Source organism: Nitrospira sp. Ecomares 2.1 (assembly GCF_965152585.1).
Genome location: NZ_OZ224219.1, coordinates 3,264,543 through 3,278,344, shown reverse-complemented (window position 1 = coordinate 3,278,344; position 13,802 = coordinate 3,264,543). Strand labels below are relative to the sequence as shown.

At 50.9% G+C, this 13,802-nt stretch carries 14 protein-coding genes; 6 read left to right on the top strand and 8 right to left on the bottom strand.

Annotated elements, in window-relative coordinates; all coding sequences use genetic code 11:
• Positions 1–33 precede the first annotated feature (33 nt).
• From ACWHYD_RS14455 to ACWHYD_RS14445, 3 genes are all read left to right on the top strand, one after another.
• Entirely contained in the window at positions 34–1,278 is a 1,245-nt protein-coding gene (locus ACWHYD_RS14455) for a pentapeptide repeat-containing protein (RefSeq protein ID WP_447962734.1), read from the top strand.
• Positions 1,279–1,413: 135 nt separating this feature from the next.
• Entirely contained in the window at positions 1,414–2,031 is a 618-nt protein-coding gene (locus ACWHYD_RS14450; protein WP_447962733.1) for a CBS domain-containing protein, read from the top strand.
• A gap of 80 nt (positions 2,032–2,111) precedes the next feature.
• On the top strand, positions 2,112–2,465 hold the full coding sequence (locus ACWHYD_RS14445) for a hypothetical protein (protein ID WP_447962732.1): 354 nt from the start codon (positions 2,112–2,114) through the stop codon (positions 2,463–2,465).
• Between the two features lie 183 nt (positions 2,466–2,648).
• On the opposite strand, the gene pfp is transcribed toward ACWHYD_RS14445, so the two are convergent.
• From pfp to ACWHYD_RS14425, 4 genes are all read right to left on the bottom strand, one after another.
• Complete coding sequence (gene pfp / locus ACWHYD_RS14440) at positions 2,649–3,890, bottom strand: diphosphate--fructose-6-phosphate 1-phosphotransferase (protein ID WP_447962731.1); 1,242 nt, start codon at positions 3,888–3,890, stop codon at positions 2,649–2,651.
• Positions 3,891–3,966: 76 nt separating this feature from the next.
• Positions 3,967–4,884 (bottom strand): universal stress protein, encoded by a 918-nt coding sequence (locus tag ACWHYD_RS14435; RefSeq protein ID WP_447962730.1) that lies wholly within the window; start codon positions 4,882–4,884, stop codon positions 3,967–3,969.
• Between the two features lie 46 nt (positions 4,885–4,930).
• A complete protein-coding gene (locus tag ACWHYD_RS14430; RefSeq protein ID WP_447962729.1) occupies positions 4,931–5,212 on the bottom strand; it encodes a YgaP family membrane protein in 282 nt (93 codons plus the stop codon).
• 41 nt (positions 5,213–5,253) lie between these two features.
• Positions 5,254–5,613, bottom strand: coding sequence for a response regulator (locus tag ACWHYD_RS14425; RefSeq protein WP_447962728.1), 360 nt, complete (start codon positions 5,611–5,613; stop codon positions 5,254–5,256).
• Between the two features lie 356 nt (positions 5,614–5,969).
• Here ACWHYD_RS14425 and ACWHYD_RS14420 point away from each other — a divergent pair, with 356 nt between their 5' ends.
• Positions 5,970–6,512 carry an acyloxyacyl hydrolase gene (locus tag ACWHYD_RS14420; RefSeq protein ID WP_447962727.1) on the top strand — a complete coding sequence of 181 codons (543 nt, stop codon included), beginning with the start codon at positions 5,970–5,972 and terminating at the stop codon, positions 6,510–6,512.
• A gap of 230 nt (positions 6,513–6,742) precedes the next feature.
• Here ACWHYD_RS14420 and ACWHYD_RS14415 read toward each other — a convergent pair whose 3' ends face one another.
• The gene (locus ACWHYD_RS14415; RefSeq protein ID WP_447962726.1) at positions 6,743–7,162 is read right to left on the bottom strand and encodes a CBS domain-containing protein; all 420 of its coding nucleotides are present in this window, start codon (positions 7,160–7,162) and stop codon (positions 6,743–6,745) included.
• A 414-nt stretch (positions 7,163–7,576) separates the two neighbouring features.
• On the opposite strand from ACWHYD_RS14415, the gene ACWHYD_RS14410 reads away from it, so the two are divergent.
• Entirely contained in the window at positions 7,577–8,494 is a 918-nt protein-coding gene (locus ACWHYD_RS14410) for an ATP adenylyltransferase family protein (RefSeq protein ID WP_447962725.1), read from the top strand.
• Between the two features lie 111 nt (positions 8,495–8,605).
• The gene (locus ACWHYD_RS14405) at positions 8,606–9,172 is read left to right on the top strand and encodes a cold shock domain-containing protein (RefSeq protein WP_447962724.1); all 567 of its coding nucleotides are present in this window, start codon (positions 8,606–8,608) and stop codon (positions 9,170–9,172) included.
• 1,843 nt (positions 9,173–11,015) lie between these two features.
• Here ACWHYD_RS14405 and ACWHYD_RS14400 read toward each other — a convergent pair.
• From ACWHYD_RS14400 to ACWHYD_RS14390, 3 genes are read right to left on the bottom strand one after another with little or no spacing between them, the layout of a single operon-like run.
• Positions 11,016–11,363: a hypothetical protein gene (locus ACWHYD_RS14400; protein ID WP_447962723.1), complete on the bottom strand. Its 348-nt coding sequence runs from the start codon at positions 11,361–11,363 to the stop codon at positions 11,016–11,018.
• 13 nt (positions 11,364–11,376) lie between these two features.
• Positions 11,377–12,354 carry a flotillin-like protein FloA gene (gene floA / locus ACWHYD_RS14395; RefSeq protein WP_447962722.1) on the bottom strand — a complete coding sequence of 326 codons (978 nt, stop codon included), beginning with the start codon at positions 12,352–12,354 and terminating at the stop codon, positions 11,377–11,379.
• A complete protein-coding gene (locus tag ACWHYD_RS14390; RefSeq protein ID WP_447962721.1) occupies positions 12,354–13,742 on the bottom strand; it encodes an NfeD family protein in 1,389 nt (462 codons plus the stop codon). Before ACWHYD_RS14390 ends, floA begins: the two co-directional genes overlap by 1 nt.
• Between the last annotated feature and the right edge of the window lie 60 nt (positions 13,743–13,802).

Below are 13,802 nucleotides of genomic sequence, written 5' to 3'. Positions count from 1 at the left end.
ATGAAGCTGGGCGGGTCATGGCTTGGAAGGGTGATGGCATTCGTATTGGTCGGGAGTCTGATGTCCACGGGAGCTTATGGGGAGCATCTGGATGTATCCGGTGGTCTCACAGACACCTCCTCGGACTGTCATGGGGTATTCCTCGGAAAACAAATTCCGGGAGAAACACTGACCCGGATGTTAGCTGCACATGCCCGATGGCTCGCCGATCATCAAGACCCGAAAGGGGTGCAGGCCAATTTATGCGGGGCCGATTTGTCCGAAGTCGATTTTCGGGAGGAAGATTTGAGCGGTGCCAACTTTCAGGGGGCCAACCTGACTCGTGCCGTGTTCACTACGGCTAGGTTAATCCATGTGAACTTTCAAAACGCGAACCTCACCGAAGCCTCTTTCTATTCGGTTGATATGCGCGGAGCCAACGTCTCAGGTGCCAGTGCCCGGTTGGCGGATTTTCGAAAAGCCGATTTGACCCAGACCAATTTCACGGGAGCTGATTTGCGAGAAGCGAATCTTGCCGAGTCTGCTTTCCGCCTAGGCGTCTTGCGAGGAGCAGATCTAGAGGAAGCCTATCTGGTGAGAGCGAATTTTGAAATGGCCAATCTCGCGGAAGCTTCCCTCATTCGAGTGGATGGTCGAGAGGCAAATTTTCGCCGGGCCTTACTCGTCAATGCCAAACTACTCGAAGCGGATTTCAATCGAAGCGACTTCCAAGAAGCAGATCTTCGTTCGGCTGATATTTCCGGGGCCGATTTTGGATCAGCGAATCTGAGTGAGGCCGTACTGAACCATGCCAATCTCCGTGAAGTGAATTTGGACAGGGCCGTGCTGTTTCAAGCGAATCTCGAAGACGCGAATTGTGCCGGCGCGAGTTTTCAAAATGCCGATTTGCTTGAGGCTAATTTGATGAACAGCAACCTCATCCGGGCGACATTGGACGAAGCCTATCTCGCCAAAGCGAATTTGCTGGGGGCAAACCTGGAAGGGGCGGACTTCTCATGGGCGAACCTGGCTGAAGCCGATCTTTCACAGAGCATTCTAGAGTTTGCCGTGATGTTCCGAACCAATCTACACGAGGCCAAACTTGATGGAGCAAGGTTTTACGGGGTGGATCTTCGAGGAGCGAATGTCGAGAAAGCCTCTTTTCAGGGCACGCGTTTGGAGGGGGTAGCCATCCGGTATGCCCAAGGCTTAAACCAGACACAACTCAATCAGGCCTGTGTCGATGCACGAACCCGCTTGCCGGAGGGATTGGTGGGACCATCTCCATGCCTGCGCTGAGCGATAACAGTGCGACCTCGCAAAAGGGTTTAGGGGTTTCAACGAACATGCCAACATTATTGATACGAATGTACCTTGAATCCACACAACAAGCCCCGGAGTGCCGGAATGTTCATCGTATTTGAGCCAGGAGGCATGCGGGCCCCTTATGTGCCGGGTTCGTTCCGGCAGAGAAATGTTGAGAAAATCTTGAAGGCCTCTGCCACAGGCCAGGTGAAGATTGGGCAGGACAATCTTCTTTCGGTTTCTCAGAAAAATGCCGGACCAACTTCTTTGCAGGCCCGCCTGTATAAACAGGTTGAATCGTTCACGCAATCCTCTCGCGCAAAAATTCGTGCCAGGGATATCATGTCCTCCCCGGTGGTCACGCTTCCTGTCATGTCCTCGCTTTCCCAAGCCTGGGATGTTGTGCATTCCACTCGATACCGACATATCCCTATCATCGGAGTGGATAATGCCGTGATTGGAATATTGTCTGATCGTGATCTGTTCCGGGGAACAGTGAAGTCGGCTCTTTCACGGACAGAGAGGGCCGTTAAGCAGGCGGAGGGTTCTATCCAACATCTGGTCAGTCACCCGGTCTTGGTTGCGTCCCCGGAGGCCGAGCTTCGCGCCATTGCGAGGGTGTTATTGGAGGAAAGGATTGGTGCTTTGCCGATTGTGTCGGAAGCGGGGGGCTTAATGGGTATGATTACCAGAAGTGATATTCTGCGTGCTCTGGTGGCACATTCTGACTTTGATCAATGGGTATAAGCGAAAGAGATTCTCGGCCCTACGGTGAGGAAGCGGACAATTCCTCTCGTATCCTTTTGCCGATTTAAAGGAGGAAACCCATGCTAAACCAAGGAGAGAAAATGTTAATCGTCCATCGCCGACTATTTGAAAAAGATACGCCCCGGTTTTTTGTGGGAGAAGTGCTGATCTACGAATCCGGGATCGTCAAGGTGAAAGGGTATACGTTTGTCAAAGATATGTTTAGCGGAAACATGCAAAAGAAGTCCGATCTACGCACAAAGGTCATGTCGATTGTCTCAGGGACCCTTATTGTGTATCAATTGCCGGTGACGGCTCTCTTGGATTCGATGGGATTTAGTCTGGATCAGGATGGAGGGTTGGTGCTCACGGATGAAGGTGGATTTTCGATGGATGTGTCGGAATCCCTCTATAAACACGAAACGCATCAATAACAACACGTCCTTGTTTTTTCTTTGCCAAGGCTTGCCACCTTCCTTCTTTTTTTGTCTAAGCGTTCAGTCTCCTATGGCCAACCCCTGGTCTATGCAAGGATTTGCATGGGTACGAGTTTCTGGCCTTTAGCGAGAGAATGGCCATTTCGAAAAGAGTCAGCGGGAGGAACATATCGTGAATATTCAGGTTGGATTAGCGACCGTGGCAAAGGTACTACGGAATTGGTCGGGAGTCATATTCAAAATTTCGGCATACTGCGAAACGTTCTCCTTGTTTGCCAAATCTTCCGCTTCTAATCGGGCCATATAGGCACGGGCAATTTTGTAAGATTCTGATTCAATATCGACCATTCGCACCCGGGTACGGCCCGTAGTGGAGTCCACAATGTCTTCAAAAGGCAGCGGGGTGAAGCGTCCGTTCACGATGGACACCATAGCCCCATTCCCTCCATCCAAAAGGAATTGGGCGGCACAATACCCCAAATCCCGGGTGTATTCCATGTCAAACGGAATGGGGTCGGCGCAGCGAAGTTCATATCCGATGTTTTTGAATACTATGGTAATCTTGATCTCAGAGTGTTTCAGCTTTTGAGTGACGGTTTCCTTCAGGACCTTTCCGATATCCAGTTCCGCCAGTCGGATATTGCCATGTTCATCTCGTTCAACCCCGCCTAGGAGGGCGAGGTCGTCCTGATCCAAAAACTCCGAAAGTCCTTCAGCCAACACCGCCACACCATCCGAGCGGCCTTGGATTAGACGTTTGGTCATGGCTCCAACCAGAATATTGGTTAAGTGGCCAAGCTTGAGCGTGGCCCCCTTGAATTCCTCAGGAATCAGGGTGAGGGTCGCTCCCGCCGCCTTACCAATGCCTAGAGCCAGGTGTCCGGCCTTACGTCCCATGGTGACCACGAAATACCATCGGGAGGTGGTATGGGCGTCAATCATGAGATTTTTGACCAGCTCGACTCCCATGTGCCGGGCCGTTTGAAACCCGAAGGTCGGCATGCCATGGGGAAGGCATAAATCGTTATCAATCGTTTTGGGCACGTGAACAACATGCAATCGCCCATTGGCCAGTTCCGCCAGTTTTAATGCGGAAAAGGCCGTATCATCCCCGCCAATGGTGATGAGGCCGGTCACATTCAATTTTTGAAGGGAGGTTAACGTGGTTGATAAATCTTGGGGACGTTTAGTGGGATTGGCCCGAGAGGTGCGCAATAAGGAGCCACCACGAAAGTGCAAGTGGCTGACCGTTTCACGGGTGAGAGGTTGAGTATGGGAAAGGTCGCTTTTCATCAACCACTGAAATCCATCTTCAATCCCAAGCACCTCCACCCCACAAAGACGACTTCGAATCGTGGCGGCTTCAATGACGCTATTGATGCCGGGGGCCGGTCCGCCTCCGACCAAAATGGCGAATTTCATAGATGGGGAATCCATAATGTCGTTTCTCACGTGAATTATTAATGGGGACCATAATAGAAAGAGGGCGTATGAGTAATCAAGCGGTAGCTTGTGGAGAGGGCTCACGAATCAAGAGCACGGAACAGGGAGAATGGTGAATGGTCGCATGAGACACACTCCCGTGTGTCAGTCGTTGAAAGGGTGAATGACCGGGGATACCCATGAGGACTAATTGGGGTTGCAGATTTGAGATCTGTCTTTGAATGACTGAGGAAGGAGCCCCTGTTTGAACAAGACTCTCTACGGAATATCCCAGGTTTGAGAGTTTGTCCGTGACGTTTTTCGTTAAATGGACGCCTCCGTTTTGGAGTGCCTTCTTCCAGGTGCCCGGTAACAGTGCGCCAACCGGGAGAATAGGCTGAGCAAAGGGTATGACATGCAGCACCGTAATATGAGGAATGCCTCGAAAAGGCTTGTGTGACAAGAACTCAACGGCCCATTCAGCATCTAGAAGTTGTTCGATGGGAAGAAGGATGCTGTTGAACGGGACAACGGGAGCCTTGACGAGAAGTACGTGACAAGATGCATGGGTCGCGACCCTGTGCGAGACGCTCCCGATCAGGTGTTCCTTAATGGTTCCTAACCCACGCGAACCCATAATGATGAGGTCCACCGATTCGTCCTGTGCCATTGAGAGAATGACCGAGGCGGGAATTCCAATTTCGAGGCGTTGGGAGACCTCCTTGCACTCCGGTGGTAAAAGGGAGGCGGCCTTTTTGAGGATTCGAACACCTTCTTCCCGCAACGCCTTTTCTGCGGCCTCGGAAAAATGGTGCCCGACACTCATGCCTGTTCCTGGATAGGCGAGTTGGGGAATGGAAATGGTGTGGAGCAGCAGTACGCGTTCTGGAAGAGACATAGCCTGTACGCTTCGAACGGCCTCCTCTGCCTGTGAGGAATTATCCACAGGAATTAAAATGGTTTTGGATTTTAATGGCGCGGTTGGTGTCTTCACGTGTCCTCGAATTTAGTGATACTCCATCAAAATGAAACCTGCCTCTTTACGTTCTGTGAGACGAGGGATCCTGGTGTTCGTGAGCTGATGGATGGGTATGGGAAGGTGCATGCTCAGGTTTGTGAAGTGGGCACGTATTGATTCCCAAAGCTTGCCACGCCGGACAGTATCCAATAATTCCCGTTAACAACGCGATAAGGCCGACAATCAGGAGGACAAGATCTCCCCAACCCGGTAACAGTGAAAATCCTGATAAGGCAAGAAGGAGAAACCCTACACCGACCCGTATCGTTCGTTCATGGTGTCCGATGTTACGATACTTTTTCATATCACACCTCTTTTGATGGTGAGGATAAGGTATTCAGCCATTTAGTCTAGGTCGCCACTGGCAACCCGAACCGCGCCCAGTACCTGATTGGCATTGAAAGGACGTCCGATAATTTGAACTGCACCCAGGTGACTGGCTTCCGGAGTAAGGCTTTGGTTAGATTGCCCTCCCAAAGCCACCACTTTCCCTGAGAATCCTTTTTCGCGGAGTTGACGCAATATTTCCAGACCGCTCGGACGGACCAGATATAAATCAACCACGACCAGGGAGGGGTTATGCCGTAATACGGATTCGATAATATTTTCTCCCTCATCCAGTAAAAGGAATGGGTCGCCTTTTTTCGTTAAGGCCTGTTGCAAATTTTTTCGTAAGATGGGGTCGATGGTCGCAATGAGTAACATACAAGAGATATCCGTATTTGAAATATTGTACAATCTATACCCATCAAAACCTGTGCCAAAATGTCAAAGATAGATGCCCTTGATTTATCAGGAACAAAGATTTCAGCCATGAAGAAATGGGGCAAAGAATCTCAATTGAGTGGAGGAGGAGTGTAGCGCTTGGCCCCACTCCGGGAATCTGAGAGCATTGCACGCATGAATTTTTTCAATTAATTTTTCCGGGATTTGTAATACTCCTTCTTCTTCAATGACGAGTATTCATGCCGGACATCCGGCTGGGGTATGGGGGTCTGTTGGTGTGAAATGAAGTCAGTGTTAATTGCATTCTGAAATTCTTTAAAAGGAGTGGTAACTCAATGAGGGCGTTATTGGTGTTCGTTTTTATCCTGGGATGTTCGGCAACCGGATGGGCAAAAGATATTGAATTAGTCGCTCTTGGGGTGAGAGCGGGGATGAATTTTAAGGATGCTGGTTTGCAGCCTGGCGAAAAGGAAGATTTCGAACAATTTGATGTTTTTGGGATCATGGGACTTCCATGGCGGTGGGAAGGGACGTCCGGGTGGGAGGTACGTTCGCAAGTCTGGGGTTCCGCTGGTGCGTTGAGAGGAGCCGGGGATCTTGGTTTTATTACAACTCTTACCCCTGGATTAGCTTTGAAACTTCCGAGTTGGCATTTGATTATTGATGGCGGAGTCGGAGGAGCACTTATCAGCAAGTGGGAGTTCGGCCGACAAGATATCGGTGGGCCCTTTCAATTTATTGCCCACGTTGGCCTGGGTGTTCAGCTCCCAGGAAACATGGTTGTGGGCTGGCGATTTCACCATATGTCTGATGCCACGATGTATGGAGACAGTCGTGGTGTGGACTTCCATATGCTTGAGGTGGCCTACTACTTCTGACGGTTTTCATGTCTTTAGGATTGTTCTGTTTTCGCATGAGTGGAGAGATGGCTCTCTGTCCCATCCTTTCATAACGTCCTCTCTGGCTTTCGGGTCTTTTCCTGGGGGTGTAAGAAACAGGTGGATCAGAATGCGAGAAAGACGATGCCCCCAATGAGAAGCACCCTCTATGCAACCTCTGTTGGGGGATATGGTCTCTTGAGGGCATTCAGAATTAAATACCCTGCCGGTTAAGCTCCGTAGACGTTAATCAGGTGGTCGTCAATCAATTGATTCAATAAGTCAGTGCGGGAGATCATTCCCAGTAGCTTGCCTTCACGCACGACGGGAATCCGGATAATCTGATGCTTGATCATATTATTGACAATGTCCTCTGCCGTTGCGGCTTCGTCAACTGTCACCGGGTTCGGGGTCATGACGTCTTCGGCCTTTAGTGTGTGCAAATCTTTCCCGTCGACCAAGGCTTTCAAGACATCAAATTCCGTGACCATTCCTACCAGATGATTGCCTGGTTCAATAACAGGCACTCCGCTAAACGTGCCGGAATGGATCAGGATCGAGAGATCACGAGCACTATACTGACGGGTCACCGCGACCATGCGGGTTTGCATGAGATCACGCGCTTTCATCTGCAGATTCGGTGTAGCCATGAAACCTCCTGATAGAAAATTCCCTTTGGGGGCAATCTCTGTTTGGGATCGTGTGGACGTGTATATTCAATCTCGCACAGTGGTTCTAGCAAAGCATAGGGCAGTTGATTGTCCAGGTACTTCTCGTTTTTCTTTACTTCGCCATCTTTTCTCTGCCATTTTGGAAGGGATCGGATGCAAACGATGACTATACAAAAAGGCATTCTGCAGGGCCACCCCTATAATTCCTGACCTAATCATGTATTTCATGGTTCTGCTGTGTTAAGAGTTGGTCAAATCTGGCAGAATAGAGAAGTCCTGATTGAAAACCTTCACCCATTGGAAAAACGGAGGTTACTCTATCAAGATGATGCCCGGTTGAGCGAGGTGTCAGCTTTTTAAGGGATGACATTCTCTTGAGATGAGGGAATAATCATGTCGGTTGTCATTCGGCGATTCGAACCCGGGACCTTGCAAGCAACGGTGCAGGCCAGAACCGCTCATGCCATTTATCGAGGGGCGATTCATACGATTCCCACATGCTTCGAGTTGGTGGAACAAGGCGGGGTGAATTTTCTTATTCGAATTGTCTCCAACCTGGCCAGGAAGGTTCAGTCCAACGCTGAGCAACGGCCACCCTCCAGGGCTGTCAACATAAAGCAGGACCCCTTTCTGCCTTACGAACAAGACCTGTTTGTGGCGGATATTTCCGATACCCATGTGTGTTTGTTAAATAAATTTAACGTCCTGGATCATCACATACTCATGGTGACCCGTTCTTTTCAGGAACAGGACTCCTTCCTCACGCTGAGTGATATCGAGGCCGTGTTGTTGTGTCTGGCCGAATTCGAAGGATTGGCCTTCTATAATGCGGGGGAAGCTGCCGGGGCCAGTCAACGGCATAAGCATGTGCAAATGGTCCCTCTTCCTTTGACGGCTGAAGTGTCTCCGCTTCCCATTGAACCCCTATTAAATGCAGCCAGGTTTGAGGAGCAGATTGGGCAGATTCCCGGTCTTCCTTTTTCCCATGTGCTGGTCCGGATGAATCCCGAATGGATCGCGGTTCCGGCAAAAGGGGCACAAGAGTTGCTGGAGCAATATCTGTATATGTTGCGGACTGTCGGATTGTCGGGTGGTGACGTAGGAGGGGAAACCAAGAGTCCTGGTCCGTATAATTTTCTTATCACACGACAGTGGATGTTATTGGTTCCACGGTCCAGGGAGTGCTTTGAAGGGATTTTCGTGAATGCCTTGGGATTTGCCGGAGGCTTGTTGGTGAGGGATCAGTCGCAGCTTGATCGGTTGAAAGAGTGTGGGCCAATGACTGTACTTCGTCGAGTGGCCATGTGTTAAGGGAATTTTCCCATGTTTTCCTCTGGCATTTCTATGAGTATACTTAACGTGTACGTGGTGAGGATGTGTGTCTGTTGTTCTATTACTCAAATTGAGAGGGAAGAAAACACTATGGATCTTCAGATTGACAGTCGAAATGTGACGATGACCCCACGATGGAAAACGGAGATTGAAGCTCGGATGGCCGATCTGCAGGTAGGCCATGAGGATTTGATCCACGGGCGGGTGACGCTTACAAAAAATGCCCATCACAAAAAATCCGAAAATGTGGCGGAAGCCCTGGTAGTCGTCACGATGCCCGGTCGTCATACCCTGACAGCCAGAAAAGAGGAAAAAACGTTCGAAGAGGCTATCCGTGCGGCGTTCTTTGCCATGGAGATTGAAGTAAAGAAGTTTCGGGACAAACGGGCCTCCAAAGAAATTCGGGTCCCCCCTATTCCGTTACGTGGAGTGATTACGAAGTTATTTCCCCAGGAAGGGTACGGCTTTCTTCTCCAGGACGGAGGAGGCGAAGTCTATTTTCACAAGAATGCTGTACACGGAATGAAATTTGAGGAACTTGAGGATGGGGTGGAGGTCTTGTTTAATGTGGAGGACGGGGAGAAAGGTCCCCAGGCCACCACGGTCAATCCGCTTCCCATTCTACCGGGTGCCGTCGAAAAAGCTGCGTTTTCCTGACGAGGCTTGATTTAAAAAGTCAGGGATTCCCGCAGAATGGTTTCCCATGAGGAGCAGATCCCGGGTGTTGGGCAGGTGATGAAATTTCTGCCCCATGGTAAATGGATTGTAGGTTTTTGCGCATTGAAGGATTGGATGATATCCGTGCATGCTCGGCCTGATTGTGTTGGGCACGGCGCAAATTATGCAGAGGAATTTTTGGCAAAGAAAACGAACCGGCCTGGAGATGTGGAGGATCCTGATCTCTGAACAAACGATTTCGGCAGTTCAGGTGATCACATGCACGCGGGCTTCCTCCACATAGGTAGTAGTTCTCGGTCTGCCCAACCCGTCCATGCCGTTCAAGTGCCAACTCTTGTCCCTGTTCTTCAATTGACATGGGGTCCACACGTGGCGGCCTCGTGTTTAATGCGCCGCAATTCGGACAGGAATGGACCAAACCGGGTCACCTCCCTGTAATCTCCGCAACCCAGAAGTCGCCCCGAATTCTCATTTCTTCGTAAGGAAGTCAGTTCATCCCGATCATAAGCTTCCTTAATGGCAGGGCTATCTGTCTGAGGATTTCGAATGAGGGCACCCATATGCTCACGACGTCAGAACGATTGTCCCGGCTCGAAGCAGCCCTTAGATGGCCGGACGACACCAAAGCCCGAGAGCCGTGTTGCATCGTCGGGCTTTGGATGTTTATCTGTCTCGTGCGGCTTAAGGGGTACGCCTTTGTATTATCGGGGTTCGAGGACTTTGTATTATCGGGCTCAGGGGCTCCTGTCTATTCACGGTCGGACTGAGTGTGTCGCGCCTTTCAATATTCGTGGGGCATCCCGGTGAGTTTTGCCCAACAATACAATCCCGCGAGGGGTTTAAAGTCGAAGTGTCGATCCTTCGCTCAAGCAAATCATTGGGGTTCAGGAGGAATAACATCAAGAAATGATCCAGGGAATTTGCGTCACCCGAGGTTACACCTCCGGCTCCAGGCCCCAAGACATACCCTTTGACGAATAGCTTTTGTACCGCTGCTGCACAATCCAGTCCTCTATTGATTTCCACATCGACGGTCGAAGACATATTTTCAACCACAAAGGTATTGGTTGCGCTCTCAACGCAATCCAAAAGAACAACATTCCGATCGAAAAATGGGAGCTTTTGCGCCTCAGCTTTCTCCCCGGTTAGAAAGCCTCCCGCCAGACCTCCAATTAACAGCGCTATTCCAAAGATATTCCTGTGTTGTGAAAAGTTTCTCATTGGGTCCTCCGTAGGTGTAATTGTAAGAACCATGCTCAGACCACTTCTGAAGCATGTTGACTCAGCTAACCGTGATTGACGGTTGTTCTTCTTGGCCTTTCAGCTCTCGCTCCGGCTGGTGGATGTAGTGTGGAAACCAGATCCGGTTCAATCCTGGGTGATGCATGGATAAAAACGAGGAATTCCTCCTTTGCTGAAGTAGAACGAAAAAAGGGCCTTTGAGGCTTACATATTCCTCAAAGGCCCTCCATTGCCTTGCCCTATGTGCTCAACCCACCCATGAACTGGTTCTAGGATGGTTGAATGGGATTTCTACCACAATCTGAATAAGAATGTCCCGCCTTGTTTGGACCGGCGGGTTGGATTCAAAGAGAACGCCGTTCCTTGTGTCCGGATAGCGTATGGTAACTTTCTCTTGATGATTTCCCTCGCCGGCACCCTTGTCCCAATAGGGGCGAGCGACCCTTCAAGACTTATCGTTCAAAATTGCAATTCTCTAGTTCCATAGACAGGTTGGTGGGATGAGGGCCGATGGGTAACAACGTCGATGGGAGCCCATTCGGCTTCAGCCAGGGCAGACTTTCAAAGCCATAGCATTGCTCTAATCATCGGGGTGTTGCAGCGCCCGGCAGGGGCCAAGAACGGTCATGATAACAATTCCCTGTCGGAGATCGGCCCGATTGCGTAAACGGAGTTGGCTGGCGGTCCGCCGTTTCGGAGAGGTGATTGGTCGTAATTGCTGTACGGCTTGTTGGGGTTTTGTCGGGGACGTTTTCGTGGTGGCAGCCGCCTTACGGTCGTCCTGTTCATGGGAATCATTGGATGGAAGAAAAAGATCCTTAAGATTTTTGAAGGCGATGTCCCGCCGTATGCGCTCATTCAGCCATCGAATGACCAAGGCGAGCCCGGATAAAAAAAGCAGGACTGCGAAAAACACCAAAGATTCCATGCTCACCATCCTCTCACTTTCTTGCTGGGCCGGAAGATTCTTCATCCGTCCCGGCAATGGCGTCCCGCATGGACGTATCGGCTTGCACATTTTTCATCCGGTAATAATCCATGATGCCTAAGTTTCCCTGACGAAATGCTTCGGCCGTGGCCCTGGGAACCTCTGCCTCGGCTTCGACGACACGGGCTCGCATTTCCTGTTCCAAGGCGACCGCCATCGCCCGCCGTTCTTCCGCTTTGGCCTGGGCAATTTGTTTGTCCGCATTGGCCTGGTCGATTTGCAGTTTTGCGCCAATATTTTCACCGACATCGACATCCGCAATATCAATGGACAAGATTTCGAATGCTGTGCCGGCATCGAGACCCTTTCCTAAAATATTTTTTGAGATGTAATCCGGGTTTTCCAGAACATCCTTATGGGAGACGGAGGAGCCAATGGTGCTCACCATGCCTTCTCCCACGCGGGCAATGATCGTCTCTTCACCCGCTCCGCCGACCAGTCGGTCGATATTGGCTCGAACGGTTACGCGAGACACGGCAATGAGCTGAATGCCATCTTTTGCGACAGCCGTTATCCGAGGTGTTTCGATGACTTTAGGCAGGACGGACATTTTGACGGCTTCCAGCACGTCACGACCGGCCAGGTCGATGGCGGCTGCGCGTTTAAACGTCATGGGAATATTGGCCTTGTCAGCCGAGATCATGGCATTGACCACTTTGACGACATTCCCCCCTGCCAGAAAGTGGGCTTCCAAATCGTTCACGGGAATATCGAGTCCGGCCTTCACCGCGCTGATTCTGGCATTGATCACGGTGACCGGAGGAACCCGGCGCAATCGCATGCCCACGAGCGTAAAGAGCCCGACATAGGCATTCGAGGCCCAGGCTGCGATCCAAAGAGGGATCGGAATGACATAGAGAAGGCCAAACAAGAGAGCCAGGACCATGACGAGGAGTCCAAGGGAACCGAATGCCTGTGTTTCAATTTCCATTATGCGTGGTCCTTTTCTGATGGGAGTGGTGCCAGTCGAACCACCACCCGATTCCCATCGATTCGTACAACTTCCAGCTGTTGGCCAGCATCAATAAATGTTCCATCGGAAACCACATCCACACGTTCTCCATCAAAGCGAGCAATTCCGGAAGGGCGAAGGTCTGAAACGGCTACACCCTGTTTTCCCAGCCAACGATGATTTTCTGCCGGGCTCGATTCGTAGCCCTCTTGAGCCTGAAGGTTAGTTTCCAGAATCAGGCGTTTCCCGAATGGAAGGCGGGGAAAGTAACGGACCAAAATGAGGGCAGCGATGATGGCCACAAGGATTGAGAGGGCCACTTGACCAAGTGCGGACAGCATGGAATCCCATGAGGCTCCGGTCCCGATAAGGCTCAGTCCAAGTCCTCCCATAAGTGACAAAATTCCTAGAATTCCTGCCATTCCAAAGCCGGGGATGGCAAAAATTTCCAGCCCAACTAAAATCAGCCCGAGTCCGACAAGTAGGAATTCTTCCAATCCGGCTAATTGAACAAGCCCATGCCCCCAAAAAAACAGGGCAAGGCACATGAGCCCGAGGGCGCCGGGGACCCCGAATCCGGGTACCCGCATTTCCAACATAATTCCGAGAATGCCGACCGTCATCAACAACGAGCTGACCACGGGATGGGTGAGGAACCGCACCAGTGACTCCGCCCATGTTTCGGATGCGTAATAAATCTCGGCGTCAACGAGGTTCAGAGACTGTAGCACAGCCTCCAGCGAATTGGCTTGAAAGTCCGCGATGTTGACCTGTAAGGCTTCTTTGGTGGTGAGAGTCAGCAATTTACTTTTTTCAATGAGGTCGGGAATTTCAACATCCGCATCCACCATGGCTTCGGCGATGAGCGGGGGGCGATTTCGTTGTTCAGCGGTAGCCCGAAATTCCTTTCGCATGTAGGACACCGTCTTTTCTTCAACCGGTTGGGCGGGAGTGCCGGGAAGACCGATCTGTACCGGCGTGGCGGCACCAATCGTACTGCCTTCTGCCATGACGATTTTTCCCGAGGCCAGACTAATGAGCGCGCCAGCGGAGATGGCTCGTTTGTTAATGAAGGCGACGGTGGGAATTTTGGATTCCAGGAGCGCATCCCGAATGAGCACGGCGGCATCGACCCGACCGCCAAATGTATTAATCTCCAATATGACGGCTTTAGCTCCGGCGGCGGTGGCTTCGTCTAATACCCGCTGCACAAATGGCGCGAGGCCTAAATCGATAACCCCCTCAATGGGAGCCACAAATACGATAGGCTTCGGCGTGACGGCCTGGATTACGCTGACCAGCATGAAGACAGACAGATAAATCACCAGCGCAGATAGAAAAGGGTGTAATCGTGTTTGTGTCAACATTATTCGCTATCCTTTTGCCTTATCCTACCTTGTTTGGCCGGAATCAAGCGATGGCATATC

Coding starts and splice junctions, on each gene's coding strand:
- ACWHYD_RS14455 (WP_447962734.1), top strand. CDS start 34: ATGGCATTCGTATTGGTCGGGAGTCTGATGTCCACGGGAGCTTATGGG.
- ACWHYD_RS14425 (WP_447962728.1), bottom strand. CDS start 5,613: ATGTTACTCATTGCGACCATCGACCCCATCTTACGAAAAAATTTGCAA.
- ACWHYD_RS14450 (WP_447962733.1), top strand. CDS start 1,414: ATGCGGGCCCCTTATGTGCCGGGTTCGTTCCGGCAGAGAAATGTTGAG.
- pfp (WP_447962731.1), bottom strand. CDS start 3,890: ATGAAATTCGCCATTTTGGTCGGAGGCGGACCGGCCCCCGGCATCAAT.
- ACWHYD_RS14390 (WP_447962721.1), bottom strand. CDS start 13,742: ATGTTGACACAAACACGATTACACCCTTTTCTATCTGCGCTGGTGATT.
- ACWHYD_RS14400 (WP_447962723.1), bottom strand. CDS start 11,363: ATGGAATCTTTGGTGTTTTTCGCAGTCCTGCTTTTTTTATCCGGGCTC.
- ACWHYD_RS14430 (WP_447962729.1), bottom strand. CDS start 5,212: ATGAAAAAGTATCGTAACATCGGACACCATGAACGAACGATACGGGTC.
- ACWHYD_RS14420 (WP_447962727.1), top strand. CDS start 5,970: ATGAGGGCGTTATTGGTGTTCGTTTTTATCCTGGGATGTTCGGCAACC.
- ACWHYD_RS14410 (WP_447962725.1), top strand. CDS start 7,577: ATGTCGGTTGTCATTCGGCGATTCGAACCCGGGACCTTGCAAGCAACG.
- ACWHYD_RS14445 (WP_447962732.1), top strand. CDS start 2,112: ATGCTAAACCAAGGAGAGAAAATGTTAATCGTCCATCGCCGACTATTT.
- ACWHYD_RS14405 (WP_447962724.1), top strand. CDS start 8,606: ATGGATCTTCAGATTGACAGTCGAAATGTGACGATGACCCCACGATGG.
- ACWHYD_RS14415 (WP_447962726.1), bottom strand. CDS start 7,162: ATGGCTACACCGAATCTGCAGATGAAAGCGCGTGATCTCATGCAAACC.
- floA (WP_447962722.1), bottom strand. CDS start 12,354: ATGGAAATTGAAACACAGGCATTCGGTTCCCTTGGACTCCTCGTCATG.